Below are 20,765 nucleotides of genomic sequence, written 5' to 3'. Positions count from 1 at the left end.
TCAGCTGCCTCCGTCGGAGCGCTTGTTGACCAGCTTGAGGAAGCCGAAGGACAGGACCAGCGTCGCGGCCGCGACGACCACCGAGGTGGCGGCGGCGGAGTGGATGTCCCCCTGGACGAAGGCGTCGCGGTAGACCTTCATCAGCGGGCTCCAGGTCGAACTCATGCTGTTGGTCAGGGGCTTGAGGGTCATCGGCTCGCTGAACACCTGCAGGGTGGCGATCATCGAGAAGAAGAAGGTGAGCACCAGCGAGGGCAGCACCATCGGGATCTTGATCCGCAGGGCGATCTGCAGCTCGGAGGCGCCGTCGAGGCGGGCCGCCTCGTACAGCTCGACCGGGATGGCCCGCAGCGAGGTGTAGATCACGATCATGTTGAAGCCGGTGCCGCCCCAGACCGCGATGTTGGCGAGCGCCACGAACAGTCCGTTGCCGTGCAGCAGGTCCGGCCCGCCGATGCCGGCCTTGTCCAGCAGGAAGTAGCCGGGGCTGACGGTCGGCAGGTAGAGGAAGCCCCAGAGCAGTGAGGCGACGATGCCGGGCACGGCGTACGGCAGGAAGATCGCGAGCCGGGAGAAGGTGCCGAGCCGGACCCGGGGGGTGTCCAGCAGCAGGGCGAGCAGCAGCGCCCCGCCGAGCATGGCCGGGACGAGCAGCCCGCCGTACAGCAGGGTGCGGCCGGCGCCGGCCAGCAGCTCCGGGTCGCCGAGGGCGGAGGTGTAGTTGGACAGGCCCGCCCAGACCTCGGTGCGGGCGTGCGAGCCGAGGCCCAGGCCCTTGACCTGGACGGCGCGGAAGCTCAGGTGGAGGGCGTAGCCGATCGGCACCGCGAAGAAGAGCGTGAACAGGATGACGGCCGGCGTGAGGAAGGCGTACGGGGCGAGGCGCCGGGACGGGCGGGGCTGGTGGGACGCCATGGCGGTCCTAGGGAGTCGGGGGGGATCGGCGCCCGGGGGCCGCGCCGTGCGGCGGGGCCCCCGGGCCGGGCTGGCGGGCGGTCAGCCCTCGGTCTTGAAGCCGTTCTTCTTCAGGTCGGCGACGGTGGCCTGCTGCATGGCGGTCAGCGCGGCGGAGAAGTCGCCCTTGTCCTGGGCGGCCTTGCCGAAGGCGTCCTTGAAGGTGGAGTAGGCGACGTTGACGTTGGGGCCCCAGGCGGCGGGGGCGGTGTTCTTCGCGATCGCGGCGGCCTGGGTGTAGAAGTCCGCCTGGTTGGCGAAGAACTCCGGCGCGGTGGCGAGCGCGCCGCCGCTCTGGGCGGCGGTCGCGGCCGGGTAGATGCCGGCCTCCTTGACCAGCGCGGCGACGGCCTCCGGGTCGGTGTTCAGCCAGCCGGCGAACTGCGCGGCGGCGGCGCCGTGGCCGGCCTTCGCGGCGCCGGTGGTGACGCCCGTGGTGGAGCCGCCCCAGCTGCCGGTCACGGACTCCCCGGCGTTCCACTGCGGGAGCGGGGCGATCGCCCACTTGCCCTTGGTGTCGGGGGCGGAGGAGGTGAAGACGCCGGGTGCCCAGACGGCGGAGACCCAGGCGATCTGGCTGCCGTCGTTCAGCGCCTTGCTCCAGGCCGGGGTGTACATCGGCTGGTTGTCGATCGCCCCCTCCTTCACCAGGCCGCCCCAGAAGTCGGCGACCTTCTTGCTCGCGGCGTCGTCGATGCCGACCTTCCAGGTCTCGCCGGAGGCGGTCCACCACTTGGCGCCGGCCTGCTGGGCCAGGCCGGCGAACAGGCCGGAGTCGTTGGCCGAGAAGGTGGTGAGGGCCTTGGCCGGGTCCTTCTGCTTGAGCTGCCGGGCGGCGTCGGCGAACTCGGCCCAGGTGGTGGGCACCTTCAGCCCGTACTGCTGGAAGAGGTCCTGCCGGTAGTAGAGGGCGAGCGGCGCGGTGTCCTCGGGGACGGCGTACACGGCGTCCGAGCCGAGCGTGACCTGCTGCCAGACCCCGGCGGCGAACTTGTCCTTGACGCCCGCCGTCTCCTTGGCGATGTCGGCGAGCACGTCGTTGCTGACCAGGGTGGGCAGGGCCTGGTACTCGGCCTGGAGCAGGTCGGGGGCGTTTCCGGCCTTGGCGGCGGTGATGGTCTTGGTGACCAGGTCGTCGCCGGAGGCCTGCTTCTGGACGCTGACCTGGATGTCCGGGTGCGCGGCGTTCCAGATCGCGGCCACCTTGTCCATGTTCGGCGTCCAGGACCAGAAGGTCAGCTTGACCGGCCCGGCGGCGGGCCCGGCGGCGTCGGAGCCGCTGCCGCTGCTTCCGCAGGCGGTCAGCGCGAGCGCGGCGCAGAGCGTGGCGGCCGTGGCGAGGGCAAGGCGACGGGGCATGGATCCTCCCGGGATCACGGCTGGGGGAGCGGGGAAGGGTGGGGGGCACGACGTACGGGAGGTGGCCTCCGGTGCTCCCGGGGCCACGACCGTCGCTGTGCACGTTCACAGTACGGAAACGCAGCGGATACTTGTCAATCCCCAGCCTCATACGGTTATGTTGCCGAAACACAGAGCGCCCAAGGCTGTGTACGTTCACAGTTCTTCCCGATGGAGCATCCATGGAACACCCGCTGACCCGCGACAACACCCCGGAGGCGGCCGCCGGGCCCTTGGACCGGCCCCGCCGGCCCGTCGGGCTGGAGACGCTCGCCTACGGCGGGGACTACAACCCCGAGCAGTGGCCGGAGGAGGTCTGGCCGGAGGACGTCCGGCTGATGCGCGAGGCCGGCGTCACCATGGTCAGCGTCGGGATCTTCTCCTGGGCCCTGCTGGAGACCGAACGCGGCGCGTACGACTTCGGCTGGCTCGACCGGCTGCTCGACCTGCTGCACGCGAACGGGATCCGGGTCGACCTCGGCACCCCCACCGTGGTGCCCCCGGCCTGGTTCTACCGCGACCACCCCGAGGCGCTGCCGGTCAACCGCGAAGGCGTCCGGTACGAGTTCGGCTCACGCGGCGCCATCTGCCACAGCTCGCCCGCCTACCAGCAGGCCGCCGCCTCGATCACCGAGCAACTCGCCCGGCGCTACGGCAAGCACCCCGCCGTCGCCCTGTGGCACGTCCACAACGAGTACGGCGTGCCGGTCAGCGCCTGCTGGTGCGAGACCTCCGCCGAGCACTTCCGCCGCTGGCTCACCGAGCGGTACACCACCCTCAAGCAGCTCAACGAGGCCTGGGGCACCACCTTCTGGGGCCAGCACTACACCAGCTGGGACGACATCCGCCCGCCCCGGCTCACCCCCACCGCCGGCAACCCCGCCCAGCAGCTCGACTGGGCCCGCTTCACCAGCGACGCGCTGCTGGACAACTTCCGGCGCGAGCGGGACATCCTGCACCGCCTGGCCCCCGGCATCCCGGTCACCACCAACTTCATGACCGCGCTCTCCCAGTGCGAATCCCTCGACTACTGGGCCTGGGGCCGCGAGGTCGACCTGGTCGCCAACGACCACTACCTGGTCGCCGAGGGCGAGCGGAACCACATCAACCTCGCGATGTCCGCCGACCTCACCCGCTCGGTCGCCGGCGGCCGGCCCTGGCTGTTGCTGGAGCACTCCACCGGCGCGGTCAACTGGCAGCCCCGCAACCTCGCCAAGCAACCCGGCGAGATGGCCCGCAACAGCCTCGCCCACGTCGCGCGCGGCTCCGACGGCGCGATGTTCTTCCAGTGGCGGGCCTCCCGGCACGGCGCCGAGAAGTTCCACTCCGCGATGCTCCCGCACGCGGGCACCGACAGCCGGATCTGGCGCGAGGTGGTCGAACTCGGCTCCGCGCTCGGCTCGCTGGGCGAGGTCCGGGACAGCAGGGTGGTCGCGGACGCCGCCGTCCTGTGGGACTGGCAGTCCTGGTGGGCGCAGAGGCTGGAGTGGCGGCCCAGCGTCGACCTGGACGCCCGCGAGCGGGCCGACAGCTGGTACGCGGCCGCCTATGACCGCCACCTCACCGTCGACTTCGCCCACCCCGAGGCCGATCTCGCCGGGTACCCGCTGGTGCTCGTCCCCGCCCTGTACCTGATGACCGAGGCCGCCTCCCGCAACCTGCGCCGCTACGTGGAGAACGGCGGCACCCTGGTGGTCTCCTGCTTCTCCGGCATCGTCGACGAGCACGACGCCGTGCACCCGGGCCCGCACCCCGGCGCGCTGCGCGAGGTCCTCGGCCTCACGGTCGAGGAGTTCGCACCGCTGCGGGCCGGCCAGCGGGTCAGGCTCACCGGCGACGGGGACGGGGCCGAACCGACCGGCGACGGGGCCGAACTGACCGGTGACGGGGCCGAACTGACCGGTGACGTGTGGTCGGAGTTCGTCGTGCCGCGCGGCGCCGAGACCCTCTGGCGGTACGCCGACGGACCGGCCGCCGGGCACGCCGCCGTGACCCGCCACGCCCTCGGCGCCGGCTCGGCCTGGTACGTCTCCAGCCGCCTGGACGCCGCCGGCCTTGACAGCGTGCTCGCCCGGGCGGCCGCCGAGGCAGGCCTGCCGGAGCGCGAACTGCCCCGCGACGTCGAGGTGGTGGAACGGGCCGGTGCACACGGCCGGTACCTCTTCGCCGTCAACCACAGCGGCGCCGACGCCCGCGTCCCGCTTCCCGGCGACGGCGTCGAACTGCTCACCGGCGCACCCGTGTCCGGCACCCTGGACGTCCCCGCGGGCACCACCCGCGTCGTCCGGCTCTGACTTCTGCCCGGCCCGCCGAGGGTCGGTCCGGGCAGGTGCCCCGCCCCGGCCCGGCGGCCGTCTCCCCAGCGTACGGCCGCCGGGCCGCACCCCCACGGCTCCACCTCCCCCACCCCACCTCATCGCCAAGGACGACGATGCCCCAGGGAACCAGGCGCCTGCTCGCCAGCAGCGCCGCCTCGCTCGTGATCGCCGCCGCCACCACGGTCGCGCTCCCCACCACCTCCGCACAGGCGGCCGTCACCGTCACCAACCCCGGCTTCGAGACCGGCGGCGCCGGCACCGCGACCCCCACCGGATGGTCCACCTACTCCGCCGGCGGCCAGAACGCCGCCTCGTACACAGAGGCCGGCGGCCACGGCGGGTCCTACCGGCTCACGCACTGGTCGGCCACCGCCTACAAGGTCGAGACCTACCAGTACCTCTCCGGCCTCACCAACGGCAGCTACACGCTGACCGCCTGGGTCCGCTCCAGCGGCGGGCAGAACGCCGCCTACCTCGCACTGAAGGGCTGCGGCGGGGCCGAACAGCGCACCGACCTCCCGGTCACCCCGAACGGCGGCTGGATCCGACTGGTCACGCCCGTCTCGGTGACCAACGGCCAGTGCACGATCAGCGTCAACTCCGATGCCAACGCCGGGAACTGGCTGAACGTCGACGAAATCACGCTGACCTTGGGCAGCACCGGAGTGGCCGCCCGCGGCGTCGACGTCTCCACCCTGAAGAAGAGCGAGGACAAGGGCGGCACCTACGCCTACGCCGACGGCACCGCCGCCGACGCCCTGACCGTCCTGCACGCGGCCGGCGCCAACTACGCCCGGCTGAAGGTCTGGGTCGACCCCGCCGACGGCTACAACTCCAAGGCCAGGGTGCTGACCATGGCCGCCCGCGCCAAGGCACTCGGCATGAAGATCCTCATCGACTTCCACTACTCCGACGTCTGGGCCGACCCGGGCGCCCAGACCAAGCCCTCGCCCTGGGCCTCGTACACCGCCACCCAGCTCGGCACCGCCGTGTACAACCACACCTACGACGTGCTGAACGCCCTCAAGGCGCAGGGCACCACCGCCGACATGGTGCAGATCGGCAACGAGATCAACGGCGGCATGCTCTGGCCGGAGGGCTCCACCGCCAACTGGACCAACCTGGCCTCCTTCCTCACCCAGGGCGCCGCGGCCGCGAAGGCCGTCAGCTCCTCCACCCAGGTCATGCTGCACCTCGCCAAGGGCGGGGACGACGCCGGCGCCCGCACCTTCTTCGACAACGCGGTGTCGCGCGGCGTGCCGTTCGACGTCATCGGGCTCTCCTACTACAGCTACTGGCACGGCCCGCTGAACGACCTGCAGACCACGCTCGACGACATGGCCGCCCGGTACGGCAAGAAGGTCGCCGTGGCCGAGACGGCCTACGCCTTCACCCTCGACAACAAGGACTCCCTCGAGAACAACCTCGCCACCACCGCCCAGTTGACGACCGGCTACCCGGCCACCCAGGCCGGCCAGGCCGCCGCGCTGCGCGACGTGCTCAACGTGGTCGAGGCCGTGCCAGGCGGCAAGGGGCTCGGGGCCTTCTACTGGGAGCCGGCCTGGACTGCCGTGCCCGGCAACGGCTGGGACCCGGCCGATCCCGCCTCGGGCAACGCCTGGGAGAACCAGGCCCTGTTCGACTACGCCAACCGGCCGACCGCCGCGATGAGTTGGCTGAACCACCGCTGACGGGGCCGACGCCCGCCCGGTCGTGCCCGGTCCGGTCCCCGTACGGGCCGGGCACGACCGGGATCCGCGTCCGCTCGGGCGCCCTGTGCCCCGCCGTCAGGTGTAGCCGCTCAGCGCCGCTGTCACCACCACGGCGGTGTACTCCATCGTGAACGCGCCGCCCAGGGCGTCGACGGCGGCGCCGACACCGGCCAGCAGCTCGGCCAGCCGGGCCGGCGGGAGCCGGCTGTGGTCGCCCTGGGTGGGCAACTGGTCCAGCCATTCGTCGCGGGAGTACGGCAGGGTCCAGTCGAACCGCCACTGCTCCGGCTCGCCGAAGGCGCCCGCCTGCCGGATGCCGTCGGCGGCCCGGTCGAACAGGGTCGAGTACCCCGCCAGGGCGGGCGTGGGCAGCCGGTAGGCGCGCGCCGCCAGCGATTCGGGCGCGAGCCGGTCGTAGACCGCCGCGAACGCCTCGGCGGCCTCGGCCGGGCTCCGCCCGCAGGTGTCGGCCGGCCTCCCGCTGCTTGCCGAGGCCACCACGATGATCGCCACGTACCTCGCCGCCGAGCGGGAGGCGGGCCGGATCGCCGCGGACGCCGACATCGACACCCTCGCCCCCACTCTGATCGGGGCCGGCCACCTGCTCTTCGCCGGCGCCGCCGGTGCGCAGCCCGAGAGCGAGGCGCTCGGCAGGACCGTCGCCACCGTCCTCGCGGGGGTGCTGCCGCGCCCGGCGGGCTGACCTGCGGGCCGCCGGGCAGGACCGCGGCGGGAGCTGTCACCTGCCGGCACCGGAGTGGCCCGGAGCCGCCCTTCGGTGGTCAGGACGTGCCGTGCACCTGGATCAGGGCGTGCGTGCCGCTGGTGCGCCAAGGGGTGCCGTAGGCGTCCAGATCGGCCACCACCTGCTCGTCCAGGCCCACCACCACGTCCGACTTGAGGGTGCGCAAGGCCGCCACGGGCGAGGGGAAGTGGCCGGCAACCTCGGCGAACGGCGTGATGGCGGGCCAGAGTCGGTCCCCGACCAGCCGGCGGTAGTTGAGATCGCCCTTGAGGATCGTCAGCGCCGCGCCGGCGAACTCGGCCCGCAGATCGGGCGGCATCTCGTGGTACGGCAGCGGCGCGCAGAAGAACGGATGGGTGCGGACCGTCAGCCGACCGGTGGTCATGGCCTGCCGGAGCCGCAGGCCGATCCGGCCGGCCTCGGGCTCGGGGGATGAGCACAACCGCCGCAGCGTGGCCAGGACGTCGGCCATGGTCGCGTCGGACACGTAGTACGGGTACGGCTTCACGTACAGCACGACCTCGGCGGCCAGGGCCTCGGTCAGCAGGTGGTCGACCAGGACGAGGTCCGGCAGCAGTTCGCGGCCGGCATTGTCCGCGACCAGGCAGACCAGGGCCCGCACCGCAGGGTCCGGCGCCGCGAGCAGCAGCCGGCTGTCGTCGGCGACCAGCCCCGCCGGCCGGCCCTCCACCGGGGTGGCCGTGAGACCGAAGCTGAGGTCCGCGCGGTTGCCCCAGAGGGAGGAGGCCAGCAGCGCCTCCGTCCGCTGCTCCACCGCGAGCCCCGGCAGCTCGCCCAGGGCGGCGAGCTCCTCGTCGACCGCAGGGCCGGCCAGCTCGGCGTCCTTGAAGGGGGCGAACGGATCGACACCCCGCCAGGCGCCCGGCCCGAACCAGCCGGTGGCCGCCAGCAGCCGGCGGTAGAAGTAGCTCTCGGCCCAGAGGAACGGCGCCTCGCCCCACGGCGCGCCCCAGACGTCCCGGCCCCACTCCAGCCACAGTTCGTGGTCGTCACCGTCGTCGGTCAGCGGCCGCAGCAGGCCGGTGGTGCTCTCCGCGAGCAGCTCCTCGACCGCCGCCCGCTCGGCGGGCCCGTAGGGCAGCGCGTCGAGCACCTGCTGGACGAGCTTCGGGTGGCGCTCGTGGAAGACGCTCCAGGGGAACGAGCCGGGGACGTCGCTGCGGATGGTGGGCGCCGGTGACACGTGGGTGGCTGTCCTTCGGTACGGGGCTGCCGCGCGGGGATCGCGGGTGGGGCCCAGTCTCGCACCGTCCGGCGGGTGGGCACCGGACCGGCGGGCGGTCGGCCGGGGTGCGGAGGTGTGCGGTCACCCGGTCGGCCTGACGCGCTGGTACCGGGAACGCCGACGGGCGGGGTATCGAGAACACCGAGGGCGCGGGTCACCGGGAGCACGGGTGCCGGGGAACGCCGACGGGCGGGGGCGCCGTGTGTCGCCACACGGCACCCCCGCCCGCCCCCTTCCCCGGATCGGCGGAGGGTCAACTCGCCTCGTCCGTCGCCTCCGTGACGTCGAGGCCGGCCGGTGCTCCGGCTGCCCTCCGGCGGGCGGCCGACGGTTTCACCCGCCGGCCGCCCGCCGGAGGCCCTCCCTCACCCCGGTCCGCGCCGATCCCTGCCGTCCGCCCACTGAACCCCTCTCGGGCGGGCGGCGTTCCGGCCGCGGCTCGTCCCCCAACGGGCCGCGGTGGCTTCGGGCCGGGTCAGATCCGCTGCCAGAGGGCCGGCACGATCGGCGGTTCCCAGCCGGTCTGGGCCTGGTGCCCCTGGAGGCAGCGGTAGCTGATCCCGCCGTAGGTGACGATGTCGCCCGCCTGGTAGACGGTGCCGGCCGCCCACGTCCCGCCGCCCTGGTCGCCGCCGACGACCAGCGAGTAGGTGGTGCTGTGGGTGGCGGAGCCGGTACCGGTCACGGTGATCGTGTAGGTGCCGGCGGCGGTGCCCGCGCCGACCGAGACGGTCATGGTGGCCGAGGAGCCGGACTGTACCGAGGCCGGGCTGAACGAGACGGTGGTGCCGCTCGGCTGGCCGGAGGCGGTCAGGTTCACCGTCTGGGCGCTGCCGCCGGTGGTGGCGGTGGCGACCGTGGCGGTGGTGGAGCCGCCGGCGGTGGTGGTGCCGGTCGTCGGGTTCACCGAGAGGGAGAAGTCGTTGGTGGGGGTGGTGCCCCCGACCGAGGTCTTCCACAGGGTGTACGCGACGCCGTCGGCGCTGCGGTCCAGCACGGTGGCGTTGATGTTGCTGCTGGTGTCGCAGGCCGAGTGGTAGCAGGAGTCGTAGGCCCGGTTCGCGGTGCCGCCCCACTTGGCCGCCTGGTTGGCGGTCTTCACGGCGCTGGCGCCGGCCGCGTAGCCGGAGGTGGGGATGCCCGCCTGCTGGAACGAGTAGTCGTCGGAGCGGCCCTGGCCCTCGACGTTCTCCTCGGGCTGGACGTTCAGCGAGTCCCAGTACGCCTTCATCGGCGCGGAGGCCGCGGAGGTGAGGTTGTTGATGAAGTAGCCGGCGTTGGGCGAGCCGACCATGTCGAAGTTGTAGTAGCCCTTGATGGCGCTGCGCTGGGTGGAACTGAGCTGGTTCACATAGTGCTTGGAGCCCTGAAGGCCCTGCTCCTCACCTGTCCACCAGGCGAAGCGGACGTGCCGGGTCAGGGTCGGGTTCTGCTGGGCGAGCGCGAGCGCGTTCTCCAGCAGGACGGCCGAGCCGGAGCCGTTGTCGTTGATGCCGGGCCCGGCGGCGACGCTGTCCAGGTGGGCGCCGAACATGGTCACCTGGTCGGCGGGGCCGCCCGGCCAGTCCGCGATCAGGTTGTTGGAGACGTAGGTGCAGCTGGTGCAGGACTGCTCGGTGACGGTGTAACCGGCCGCCTGGAGCTTGCCCTTGACGTACGCCAGCGACTGCGAGTGCCCCGCGGTGCCGGCCCGGCGGTTGCCGCCGTTCTGCGAGCCGATGGTGTTCAGCTGGGCGAGGTGGGCCTGCACGTTGGCGACGCTGATGTCCGGTGCGTTGCCGCCGGGGTTGCCGCCGCCCACGGTGAGCGAGTACTGCGCGGTGTGGGTGGCGGTGCCGCTGCCGGTCACGGTGATGGTGTAGCTTCCGGCCACCGCCGTGGCGGAGGCGCTCACCGTCATGGCGGAGGACGAACCCGCCTGCACGGACGACGGGTTGAAGCTGACCGTGACGCCGCTCGGCTGGCCGGAGGCGGTGAGGTTGACGGTCTGCGCGCTGCCCGAGGTGACGGCGGTGCTGACCGTGGAAGCGGTCGAGGCGCCGGGCTGGACCGACCCGGCGGCCGGGCCGAGCGTCAACGAGAAGTCGTTGCTGCCGGACGGGGTGCAGGTCGGGTCGCCGGCCTGGGCGGGGACGCTGACCGCGTCCCAGGCCGCCTTCGCCCGGTTGAACATGGTGCAGCCCGGGTCCAGGTTCTTGGCCGCCGTCAGGGTGGCCGTCCGGTACCGCTTGTAGGTCATCCCGCTGGTCTTGAGCAGCATGCCGCCGTAGAACACCCGGCCGGCGTCGCGGATGCCGATCCCGGTCACGGAGGAGCTGTTGCAGGTCGGGCTGGACGGCTTGCCGCCGCCGGGGGCCGAGCCCTCGGCCAGCAGGTAGAACCAGTGGTTCAGCGGGCCGGCCGCCGCGTGCTCCTCGGTGTTGGGGATCGAGGCCGAGTAGCAGTTGGGGTTGTTGCCGACCAGCGAGGGGTTGTACATGTTCCGGATCGGCCCGCTGCCGACCAGGTTGATCATCTCGCCGACGGTGTAGTCGGGGTTGTCGTACGGGGACGGCTCGGCCGCGTACGCCTCGGTGAGGGCGCCCATGATGTCGCCGGTCGCCTCGCCCAGGCCGGACTCGTTGTTGGCGCCGCCGGGAGTGTACTGGTCGATGCCGTGGCCGAACTCGTGGCCGACGACGTCGATCGAGGCGATCCACTCGTTGGCGTTGTTGTGGCCGATGGATATCGACGAGCCGTCCCAGTAGGCGTTGACGTCGTTCAGGCCGACCTTGACCGGCCAGCTGCCGCCGTTGCCGTTGTGGCCGTTGCGGCCCAGCCAGTCGCGGAGCATGTCCCATTCCTTCTGCGCCGCGAACATCACGTCGGCGCAGCCGGTCTCCTTGCTGGTCGGGTTGCCGGTGCCCCAGGAGTCGCTGGACTTGGAGAAGACCTGGCCGCTGCTGTAGTCGGCGCAGCTCAGCCCGGAGCGGTTCGGGTCGCGCAGCGAGTAGGAGCTGCCGGAGCCCGTGGTGCTGATGGTCAGCGGTGCGGGGCCGTTCCACCGGCTGTTGATGGTGCCGGCCTTGACGTCGTCGTAGCTGTCGATCAGCACGCCCGTCCGGGCGTCGACGAAGACGTGCTGGTGGCTGGGGGCGGTCGCGGTCCGGCCGGTGAGCACGGTCTCCCAGGCGAGCCGGCCCTTGCCGTCCTTGACCCGGACGACCAGCCGGTGCGAGTCGACGGCGTATACGGCCGCGAGGGCGCCGCGGGAGGTCTGCTCGGCCTGCGCCGCGCCGACCACGGGGGTGGTCGGTACCCCGACCGGCCCGGTGGACGCCGACTGGGTGGCCCGGACCCGACCCTGCCCGTCGGCGATCACGACGGCGTCGCCGCCGACCACCGGCAGGCCGCGGTAGCTGCGCTCGTACGCCACCGAGTACATGCCGTCGATCCACGGGGTGACGGTGTGCCGCTCGTAGCTCTCGCCGGGGCCCTTGGCGAGCGAGTCCAGGCCGGCGGCGGCCGCCTGGTCGGCGGCGGACACGGCGGCGGCAAGGGCGCTGGGCGGGGGAGTGGTGGGCCCGCCCGGCTTGGCCGACGCCGATCCGGCGCTGGTGGCCATCATGCCTGCCAGGACGGCCAGGGTTGTCCCGGCCGTCAGCATTCTGCGTTTGGTGGTTCCGTGCTGCATCGAGGCTCCTCGAACGTGGGGGTCCTCGAGCGCGGACGGTGCCGCGGTGGTTCGCCCGGTACGCCGCCGGGGAGGGCGGGTCGTACCGGGGTGTCCGCGCTCGGGTGCCGGAACCCTCACATGTCGTCATGTCCGGAGCAATGGTCTAGTCATGTTCAACGGCGCTTCGGCAAGTTCTGTCAAGCCGCCTGTGCGGCAAAGTGGTTGAGACCATCTCATGTACGGAGCGCCGTTCCTCCAGTACCGTCCTGGCACGGAGGGCGCCCCGACGCGCCCGTCGACCCAGCGACCAGGGGGAGCCGCCGTGCAACGGACCCACGCCGTCACGCGTACCGCCGGGCCTGCCGTCCCCCCGCCGGGGGCCCCGGCTCCCACGTTCCTCACCCCGCTACCCCCGGCGGCGGCACCCCCCGCGGCGCCCGTCGCGGCGCCCGTCGCCGCGTACCCGGCATCCGGCGGCCCCCGGCGGGTGTTCGGCGCCCGGCTGCGCCACTGGCGCCGGAGCGCCGGCCTCACCCAGGCCCGGCTGGCCGCCCTGGTCGGCTACGACCACACGGCCATCAGCAAACTCGAACACGGCACCCGCCGGGCCACCCCGCGGCTGGCCGCCCGGCTCGACGGCCTGCTGGCGGCCGACGGCGACCTGCTCGCCGCCTTTCGCGCGGCCGAGGAGCGCGAGGAGCAGGCGGAGCACGTGGAGCCCGGCCCGGCAGGGCCGGGCGGAGCCGTCCGTCCGCCGCTGCCCGGCTGGCCCGCGCCCGAGCGGACACCCGCCGTATTACCGCCGCTGGACGGCCTGCTGCCCGCCCGCCTCCCCGACTACGGACTGCTCTGCCCGCTGCACGGCGCCACCGGCTGCGCCGTCCCCTCGGCCACCGACATCGCCGCCCTGCACGCCGAGTTCTGCGCCACCGCCCCCGACGGCCCGCCACGGACGGACGCCGACACCGTGCACGCCCTCACCGGCCTGCTCGCCGTCCACATCCGGGCGGGCGAGGAGCATGCCCACCCGGGCATCGCCGCCGCCGTCGAACACACCCTGCGGGTCATCGTCCGGCAGCTGCCGCTGGCACCGGCCGACCCGCGCCGCCCGCTCGCCCGGCTCGCCGCCGAGTACGCCCACGCCGCCGGGGTCCTGCGGATGCAGCGCGGCCGCAACGCCACCGCGATGGCCTGCTTCGACCGGGCGCTCAGCTGGTCCGAACTGGCCGACGACCCGGCCACCCAGGTCGCCGCCCTCAGCGACATGAGCACCCTCGCCCGGCTGGAGGGCGACGCCGCCTCCGCCCTGGGCTACGCCCGCGAGATCACCCGCGCGGCCCCCGGCCGGCACTGGGCCGGCGCCATGGCCCAGGTCTACCAGGCCCGCGCCCACGCCCTGTCCGGCGACGTCCGCGAGACCGTGCGGCACGTCGGCCGAGCCCGCCTGCACCTCGACCACATCGGGTCGAGCGACGAGTCCGACGCCCCCTGGCTCACCATCGCGTCGATGCACCTACGGGTGGAGTCCGGCGCCGCGGCCGCCCTGCGCGACGCCGCCGCGGCCGTCGGCGACCCCAGCCTCGCGCTCCGCGCCCTGGACGCCGCCGGCACTGCCCTGGCACTGCTGGCGCCCGAACAACTCCCGTCCGCGCGGCTGCTGTTCACACTCCGGATCGCCGACTGCCACCTCTGCGCCGACGATCCCCAGGCCGCCGTCGCCCTGCTGCGTCCGGCCCTGGAGGACCCCACCGTCAAGATCGCCGGCATGCCCGCCCTGGTCGGCCACGAACTGCGCGGCCTACGCGACCGGCTGGCCGCCCGCCGCGGCGGCCCGCCCGAACTCGCCGCCGCGGCCCGCCGACTGGACGAACTGGCCCGGTGAAGAGCGGACACCGGGCAAGTCCCTGCGGCGGTCGGGCGGTCGGGCGGGCGGGCGGGCGGCCCGGTCGGGCGGGCGGCCCGGTCGGCTACGCCGGAGGCCGCACCCACGGAGCGAACCGCTGACCGGGGGCGGCGTCCTCCCGCCGGTACCGCAGCACCAGCCCGGGCACGACCTCCAGCCGCTCCGCGGCCACCAGACACACCCTCAGCCCCTCACCTGTGCGAACGGACCGACCGGCTCACTCCCGGCCCGAGCACCCGCCGGGCCTCCGGTGGCGGCAGGCCCGGTCACGACCGGTAGTACTGCTCGACGGGAACGCGCGCCTCGTCGAACAGGGCCGGGCCGTCCTGGGCGACCGTCGGCCAGGCCCCGGACACCGGATTGAGCTCGACGAGCTGCTCGGTGGCGAGCGCGAAGACGACCCGGCCGAGGCCGGAGCGGGCGATGCCACCGGTGCACATGCCGCAGGGCTGGCAGCTGGTGTACATGGTGGTGCGGGCGGCGGTGTCGGCGTCGAGCTCGCGGGCCGCCCAGCGGGCGAGCTTCAGCTCCGGGTGGGCGCTGATGTCGTTGTCGCTGCGCACCGTGTTGTGGGCCTCGACGAGGACGGTCCCGTCCGCAGCGGCCAGCAGGGAGCCGTACGGCGCGTCGCCGAGGGTCACGGCGTTGGCCGCGAGGGCGATCGCACGGCGCAGAAGCTGCTCGTCGGCAGGGGTGATCACGAGGCGGTCCTCCAGAGGTCGGCCACGGTGGCGAGGGCCTGCCAGGCCGCGTGCGGCCGGCGGGTTTCCTCCGGATCCCCGTGGTAGGGGTCGAGCAGGACGGTGTCGGCGCCGAGTTCGCGGAGCTGGTGGAGATCGTCGAGGACCTGCTCCACGCTGCCGGTGCCGGCGAGCCGCCCGGGGTCGTCGATCGGTGCGGGGGTGAGCCGCAGGGCAATGCGCGGTGAGAACCCCGGCAGTGAGTGGTTCGCGAGAACGGAGCGCATCGCCGGGAGGGTGGCCCGCAGCGGGTGCCAGGCGTCCGCGAACCTGATGGCGCGCCGGACGGCGGCCTCGCTGTGGCCGCCGACCCAGATCGGGATCGGGGCGGCGCCGTCGTCGGCCTCCTCGTCCCAGGTCTTGCGCAGGACGGCGAGGTGCTCGTCGGTCAGCCTGCCGCGCGCGGTGTACGGGACGCCGAGCGCCGCGAACTCCTGACGCGACCAGCCGACGCCGACCCCCAGTACCAGCCGCCCGCCGCTGAGCCGGTTGAGATTTCCGGCCATGCGGGCCACCAGCAGCGGATGCCGGTACGGCAGGATCAGCACCGTGGTACCCAGTCGCACCGTGCTGGTGACGCCGGCCAGCCAGGACAGCGTGGTGAACGGCTCGTAGAACGGCTCCGGGTACCGCTCGGCCACCTCCGGGGTGACGGCCACGTGATCCGACACCATGAGGAGGCCGAAGCCGAGCCCCTCCACGACCTGCGCCCACTCGCGCAGCACGCCGGGATCGGTCCCGGGCCCGAAGTTCGGTACGTTCACGCCAAGTTGCATGATCCGAGGCTATCTCGGCGATCATGACGCATGGAAGATTGTTCTCCCGGTGATCCTCGGATTCTGCCGCCGTTCTGCCGGTAGAATCGCGATATGGCCGTGAATCTTGACGACGTGGACTGGGCGATCATCGGTGAGCTGCAGCGGGAGGCACGCATCTCCCTCAGCGAGTTGGGGCGGCGGGTGAGCCTCAGCTCCTCCGCCACCACCGAACGGGTCCGGCAGCTGGAGGCGGCGGGCGTCATCGCCGGCTACCACGCCGTGGTCGACCTGGCGAAGGTCGGCTACCCCGTGCTCGCCGTCGTCCGGCTCAAGTACCCGGGCAACCACCACCAGCCGCTGCGCCGCCTGCTCGCCGAACGGCGGGAGATCCTGGAGTGCCTGCGTACCACCGGCGACGACTGCTACACCCTGAAGGTGGCCGCGACCTCGATGGAGCACCTGGAGACACTCATGGACGAACTGGCCGGCTTCGGCAGCACGACCACCAGCGTCGTCTACAGCCAGACCCTGCCCTACCGGGGACCCGAGCGGCCCTGACGCGCAGCCGGCCCAGCAGAATCCCGTCCGCTCGCCCGCCCACCGGCGGCGGTGAGCCGGGTCCGACCGTCCGTCAGGCGGTGCAGCGCGAGCAGGCACCAGCCACGGTATCCGGTGGCGGCGCTGTTCGAAGTCGGGGCAGTATCACGCACCGGTCGTGGTCGGCCGACGACGGACCGTCCCGGCATCGCGGGCGGACGGATCCCGGTGCCATCGGTGGCCGGCCCCGGTGCTCGTCCAACGGCGCCGACGGCGCCCGACCTTGATCGACTTTCGGCGCAGGCGTCAACCGACCAGACGGCGCCGCCAGTCCAAGGGGGTGACGGTGATGGCACTGCCCGGGTCACCGTCCCAGTCGGTGCGCAGGCCGACCGCTGCGAGCGCCGCGACGACCTCGCGGCCGATGGACGCGGTGGTCTCCGTGGTCCCGTCGAAGCCGCCGTAGAGGAGCGTCAGTCCGTGGCCGGCGGCGGCGGAGTCCGTGCACTGGGTGTGGAAGTAGACGAAACCCCGGGCGTCGGGCCCGCCTTCGCCGCCGATCTCCGCCTGGCCGCAGCTGCGGCAGCAGGTGAAGTGCTCCCGGGCGGTCAGGCCGGACGCCTGCAGGGCGGTGAACGCGCGGGTGAGCCGCTCGGGGTCGGTCTCGCCCTGCCAGTCGGTCTGCTCCGCCACGCGCTGCAGCCACATCCGGTCGGCCAGCGCGTGTGCCTGCTCACGCGAGACCGGCCGACGGTCCTTGGTGACCAGGTATTCCTCGGCGAGTTCGGCCAGTTGGGCGCGGGAGGCGTAGCCGCCGGCCAGCACCTCGCGGACGCGCCTCTCCAGCTCCTCGCGCTCGTCCTCGCCGAGGCTGAGCGGCGGAACCTCGGGGGCCGGTCCCAGGTCCAGCGGCGACCAGTTCTGGGCGGCGTCCCAGCCGGGTGTCCGGGCCGCCCAGCCTTCCAGTGCCGCCGCTACGGCCCCGGGGTCGTCGGCCCTTGCCTCGAAGTGCCGGTCCGCGGCGCCGTCGCGGTGTTGCAGCGTGTAGTCGCCCCCGGTTCTGTGCCAGACCTGGGCGAAGACGTCGGGCAGGTCGGGTATCTGCTGGACCACCAGGAACCGATCGCCCTCAGCACCGATCCGCCGGACCAAGGCGGTCAGCTCCTCGGCCGTGACACGGACGTGCCGCTCCCAGTTCTCCGTCTCCACCACGATCTCGAGCATGCGCAGACTCTGGCACACCCTGCGACAGCGGGCCGTCCCGGGGTACGGCGTCAGGGTTTCGGCGAACTCGCCGGAGCCTGTTCGTCGCCCTCCTTCAGGATCGCCCGGCCCGTTCCGCAGAGCCGGACGATCTCGCCGTGACTGTCCGCCCGCGGGCGCCGGCCGCCGCTGCTGAACGCACAGAAGACAGCGGGTGCGCGTCCCTGTCCCTGGCGCGGTCCCGGCCCGTCGGCCGGGCCCCGACCCCGCTGGTGACAGTACGGACGAGCGCGACGGCGAAGACCGGGAAGGCCGCGATGCACAGGGCCGGTCCGAGCCATGTCGGCACGGTGTACGCCCGGGCACCCAAGCCGGCAGACCGTCATCCATCGGACCGCACTGGGCGACGCCGAAGTCCTGGATGCGGCGTGAGGCCTGCCGCGAGCAGCGGACGATCCAGGGATGCCTGGACGACACCCGCTCTCCCCGGTGGTCCTCGGCCGTCGACCCGCGCCGGGTCCGGCTCGACCCGTCGACGGGCAATCGGGTTACCCCGGCCGTGTCCTGCTTGACTCGGTCGACCGCAGGAAACAGAGTCGACGAGCGGCGCACCCGTACCTGCGCCGGCACGATCTGCGCCTGTGCCTGCCGGGCCCGATGTCCGTCCGGCCTGGCCCCTACCGGAGGGCAGAGATGGCCGAGCGTCGGGGCGGCGGGAGGCGGCAGCCGTACGCCGGGGGCGGGTCGCCCTCGGGCGGGCCCCGGTGCGGAGCGGCGGATTCCGGCGCGACCGTGAAGGCGGTCGGTGGCGATGGTCCTTGATCTTCTCCTGATCGGTACCGGCATCACGCTGGGGCCGCTGCACAACAGCGCTTTCATCCTGCTGCTCTCCTCCGAGCGCGGCGTCCGTAAGGGGCTGGCGTTCATCCTGGCCTGGCTCGCGAGCCTGGTGCTGGTGATCGCCGGCGTGCTCCTGCTGACCGGGGGCACACCCCCGGGTCGGAATACGGCCCCCTCCTCGGCGGCCGAGGCGGTGAAGCTGACGATCGGCATCTCGCTCGTCGTCTACGGCGAGCTCAGGCGGCGCCGGCCCCGGGTCACCCGCCGTCAGCCCAAGTGGATGGCCAGGGTGGACTCGATCTCCGTCTGGACCGCCGCCGGGCTCGCCTTCCTGCTGCAGCCGTGGGGCCTGGTCGGTGCGGGCGCCGCCACGGTGGTGCAGGCGAACCTCTCCGACGCCGCCACCACGGCCCTGCTGTTCGGGTACTGCCTGCTGGCCTCCGCCAGCCTGCTGGTGATGGAGCTGTACACGGCGTTCTCGCCGGTGGCCGCGGGAGCCGCGCTCGGCAGGATGCGCATGTGGGTGGACGGCCACCAGGAGCAGGCGATCGTGCTGATCTGCCTGCTGGTGGGCCTCTGGCTGACCGGCAACAGCATCGACCAGCTCGTCAGCTGAGCCGGGCCCGGCGCACCCGTTCGCCGGGGCGCACCTTTTCGTCGCGGCGCACCCGTTCGCCCCGGCCCACCTTTCCCCCCGGCACACCTTTCCCCCAGGCACACCCCCGTGCACCGGGGTGCGCTCCGGGGGCGGCCGGGGCCCGGGGCGGCGGCGCCCGCCCGCCGGGGGACGGTCCGTCGGCGTCGTCCTCGGTGCGGACCTGGTCCCCGAGGAGCGTCACTGTTCTTTCGACCAGGAATTCAGAACAGCTGTCCGTGATTTCTACAGCTGCTTTTCGGGGAAATGGCCGTCGCCGCAGAATTCTGCCGGGAATCGCAAAACTCCGCACCGCCCCCGGCAGGGAACCGGGTGCCACCGCCGGGGGCTGCCCGTAGCAGTGGGCCGCCAGCCGGAGGGACGAACGGTCAAGGGCTCGATCCGCAGTACCGGTTCGGTCGTTCGTGCCCGCCCGCGCCGGCCCCGGCGCCGGTGGGGTGACGGGTCCGCCCCGGCCGCCGCGCGGGGCGGGGACGTATGCGATGAAGGCATGGCACCTGCGAGCGAAAAGAGCACAATTCACTGGTGGATGCGAGCTGTGGGGGCTGTTAGAGTCCGCATGTGCAATTCGCGGTGGCGCGGCGAAAGGCAGATCCGAACCAGAGGATCTGTCCTCCGTCCTCGGACATCTGCGGTCGGAAACCCGTCGTCGGAAACCGTCGTGCCCGTGCCCTGTCACCCGCGGCGGGACCGCGGCGTACAGCCGCGCGGCCGGCCGCGCCCGCTCCGCGGCGCCCCACCCCACGACGCCTTCGCCTCCGCCACCCCGGGGCCGCGATCCGGTGGGCCACGCCGCGCGCCGCCACTTCGTACCGCCCTGCCAGGTCGTGTTCGACGCCCTGGAACCGGAAAAGGGAGCACATCATGAGAACGGGACTTCTGCGTCGCCTCGGCACCGGAAAGGCACTGGCCGTCGGGGCTCTGCTGATCCTGGCCCTGCCGGGTACCGCCTACGCCAACACGGTCGGTGCGACCGTGAAGACGCCCGGGGCCACCTCCGGGCCCACGCCGACCTTCGCCGAGATATCCACCCACGCGGACTGCTCCTCGGGCCTCGTCTCCGGCGGCGGCGTCAACCAGGCCATCGGCACCGGCATGGTGTCGAACGGCAACCACGTGAACGGGACTTCGCCGAGCCCCGACGGCAGCACCGAGTACACCGGCTCGACCGGTGTGGTCGGCACCGACGTGACGCACTGGCTGGCCATCGGCGGCAGTGGCGGCGCCGTCGACAGCGCCTTCTCCACCACCCCGTACGCGGTCTGCTTCAGCAGCAGCCTGATCAACCACACCCAGGTGGTGATGAACAAGACCGCCGGACCGACCGCGGCCTCGACGGTCGGCCTGGTGGTGGCCACCTGCCCGGCCAACACCCGCCTGCTGGGCGGCGGCGCGCGCACCACCCCGGCCAGCGTCGGCAGTCTCAAGCCGATCGCGAGCTACCCCACCTTCAACAACGCCGGGCACGACTACGGCCAGAAGGCCGCGGCCGACGGGGAGACCAACCCCGACTCCTGGGCCGCCGTGGGCTGGAACGGCGGTGGCGGCGGGGCGAGCAACACCACCTACGCCTACGCGATCTGCAGCGGCAGCGGGATCAGCATCGGCGGTGCCACCGTGAAGGTCCGTCACAGCGAGGTCAGCGGCCCGACCTCGGCGACCTCGGGTGCGACCGTGACGGTCGGCTGCGGCGGCGGGGACGGCAAGCTGATCGGTGGCGGCGCCGGCATCAGCGGCGGCAGCGTCACGACCACCGACTTCACCGGCCCGGGTTCGGGCGGCGACCACCTCAACGGCAGCTTCCCCAGCGACTCGGGCGGCAACCCGGTCGCCGACGGGACGACCACGGCCGCCTACTGGACGGCCTTCACCCACACCGGCGGCGCGAGTTCGCCCGCCACGTACTCCGACGTCTGGGCGCTCTGCGCCGACGACGGGGTCTGATCCCCACCAGCCGGACGGGACACCCGCACGGGTGGGCCGGGCGCGAAGTCTGCCCGTCCCGCCCGCTCCTGGACGCCCCGCACCGCTCCCCGCCCCACCTCCCGCTCCCCGCCCCACCTCCCGCTCCCCGCCCCACCACCGCTCCCCGTACCACCAC

14 protein-coding genes and 1 pseudogene are annotated in these 20,765 nt (G+C 73.1%); 7 read left to right on the top strand and 8 right to left on the bottom strand.

Annotation, left to right across the window (positions count from 1 at the left end):
• Positions 1-915 (bottom strand): carbohydrate ABC transporter permease, encoded by a 915-nt coding sequence (locus tag OG689_RS01810; protein ID WP_266316930.1) that lies wholly within the window; start codon positions 913-915, stop codon positions 1-3.
• An 81-nt stretch (positions 916-996) separates the two neighbouring features.
• Positions 997-2,313 (bottom strand): ABC transporter substrate-binding protein, encoded by a 1,317-nt coding sequence (locus OG689_RS01805; protein WP_191291552.1) that lies wholly within the window; start codon positions 2,311-2,313, stop codon positions 997-999.
• 221 nt (positions 2,314-2,534) lie between these two features.
• Between OG689_RS01805 and OG689_RS01800 the strand changes: the two genes are divergently transcribed.
• Together OG689_RS01800 and OG689_RS01795 are read left to right on the top strand one after the other, a co-directional pair.
• Entirely contained in the window at positions 2,535-4,646 is a 2,112-nt protein-coding gene (locus tag OG689_RS01800; protein ID WP_266316927.1) for a beta-galactosidase, read from the top strand.
• 137 nt (positions 4,647-4,783) lie between these two features.
• On the top strand, positions 4,784-6,361 hold the full coding sequence (locus OG689_RS01795; RefSeq protein WP_266316925.1) for an arabinogalactan endo-1,4-beta-galactosidase: 1,578 nt from the start codon (positions 4,784-4,786) through the stop codon (positions 6,359-6,361).
• Positions 6,362-6,457: 96 nt separating this feature from the next.
• Here OG689_RS01795 and OG689_RS01790 read toward each other — a convergent pair whose 3' ends face one another.
• On the bottom strand, positions 6,458-6,895 hold the full coding sequence (locus tag OG689_RS01790) for a hypothetical protein (RefSeq protein WP_266327771.1): 438 nt from the start codon (positions 6,893-6,895) through the stop codon (positions 6,458-6,460).
• Here OG689_RS01790 and OG689_RS01785 point away from each other — a divergent pair.
• Positions 6,855-7,085, top strand: a pseudogene (locus tag OG689_RS01785) (TetR/AcrR family transcriptional regulator); the annotation flags it as partial. The gene OG689_RS01790 and the pseudogene OG689_RS01785 overlap by 41 nt on opposite strands.
• 79 nt (positions 7,086-7,164) lie before the next feature.
• On the opposite strand, the gene OG689_RS01780 reads toward OG689_RS01785, so the two are convergent.
• Entirely contained in the window at positions 7,165-8,331 is a 1,167-nt protein-coding gene (locus OG689_RS01780) for a damage-control phosphatase ARMT1 family protein (protein ID WP_266316923.1), read from the bottom strand.
• Positions 8,332-8,848: 517 nt separating this feature from the next.
• Positions 8,849-12,046, bottom strand: a complete 3,198-nt coding sequence (locus tag OG689_RS01775; RefSeq protein ID WP_266316921.1) for a M28 family peptidase — start codon at positions 12,044-12,046, stop codon at positions 8,849-8,851.
• A gap of 304 nt (positions 12,047-12,350) precedes the next feature.
• Between OG689_RS01775 and OG689_RS01770 the strand changes: the two genes are divergently transcribed.
• The gene (locus tag OG689_RS01770; protein WP_266316920.1) at positions 12,351-13,910 is read left to right on the top strand and encodes a helix-turn-helix transcriptional regulator; all 1,560 of its coding nucleotides are present in this window, start codon (positions 12,351-12,353) and stop codon (positions 13,908-13,910) included.
• Between the two features lie 287 nt (positions 13,911-14,197).
• Here OG689_RS01770 and OG689_RS01765 read toward each other — a convergent pair whose 3' ends face one another.
• Both OG689_RS01765 and OG689_RS01760 read right to left on the bottom strand, forming a co-directional pair.
• Positions 14,198-14,632: a nucleoside deaminase gene (locus OG689_RS01765; RefSeq protein WP_266316919.1), complete on the bottom strand. Its 435-nt coding sequence runs from the start codon at positions 14,630-14,632 to the stop codon at positions 14,198-14,200.
• On the bottom strand, positions 14,629-15,447 hold the full coding sequence (locus tag OG689_RS01760; RefSeq protein ID WP_266316918.1) for an LLM class flavin-dependent oxidoreductase: 819 nt from the start codon (positions 15,445-15,447) through the stop codon (positions 14,629-14,631). The genes OG689_RS01765 and OG689_RS01760 overlap by 4 nt, the downstream gene beginning before the upstream one ends.
• A 93-nt stretch (positions 15,448-15,540) precedes the next feature.
• On the opposite strand from OG689_RS01760, the gene OG689_RS01755 reads away from it, so the two are divergent.
• Positions 15,541-15,987: an Lrp/AsnC family transcriptional regulator gene (locus tag OG689_RS01755; RefSeq protein WP_266316916.1), complete on the top strand. Its 447-nt coding sequence runs from the start codon at positions 15,541-15,543 to the stop codon at positions 15,985-15,987.
• Between the two features lie 285 nt (positions 15,988-16,272).
• Here OG689_RS01755 and OG689_RS01750 read toward each other — a convergent pair whose 3' ends face one another.
• A complete protein-coding gene (locus OG689_RS01750; protein ID WP_266316915.1) occupies positions 16,273-17,190 on the bottom strand; it encodes a hypothetical protein in 918 nt (305 codons plus the stop codon).
• A 790-nt stretch (positions 17,191-17,980) separates the two neighbouring features.
• Between OG689_RS01750 and OG689_RS01745 the strand changes: the two genes are divergently transcribed.
• Positions 17,981-18,625: a GAP family protein gene (locus tag OG689_RS01745; RefSeq protein ID WP_266316913.1), complete on the top strand. Its 645-nt coding sequence runs from the start codon at positions 17,981-17,983 to the stop codon at positions 18,623-18,625.
• A 903-nt stretch (positions 18,626-19,528) separates the two neighbouring features.
• On the top strand, positions 19,529-20,608 hold the full coding sequence (locus tag OG689_RS01740) for a hypothetical protein (RefSeq protein WP_266316912.1): 1,080 nt from the start codon (positions 19,529-19,531) through the stop codon (positions 20,606-20,608).
• The last annotated feature ends 157 nt before the right edge of the window (positions 20,609-20,765 follow it).

Origin of the sequence: Kitasatospora sp. NBC_00240, from assembly GCF_026342405.1 — a bacterium.
Taxonomy (GTDB): Bacteria; Actinomycetota; Actinomycetes; order Streptomycetales; family Streptomycetaceae; genus Kitasatospora.
This window is presented reverse-complemented; position numbering and strand designations above follow the sequence as displayed.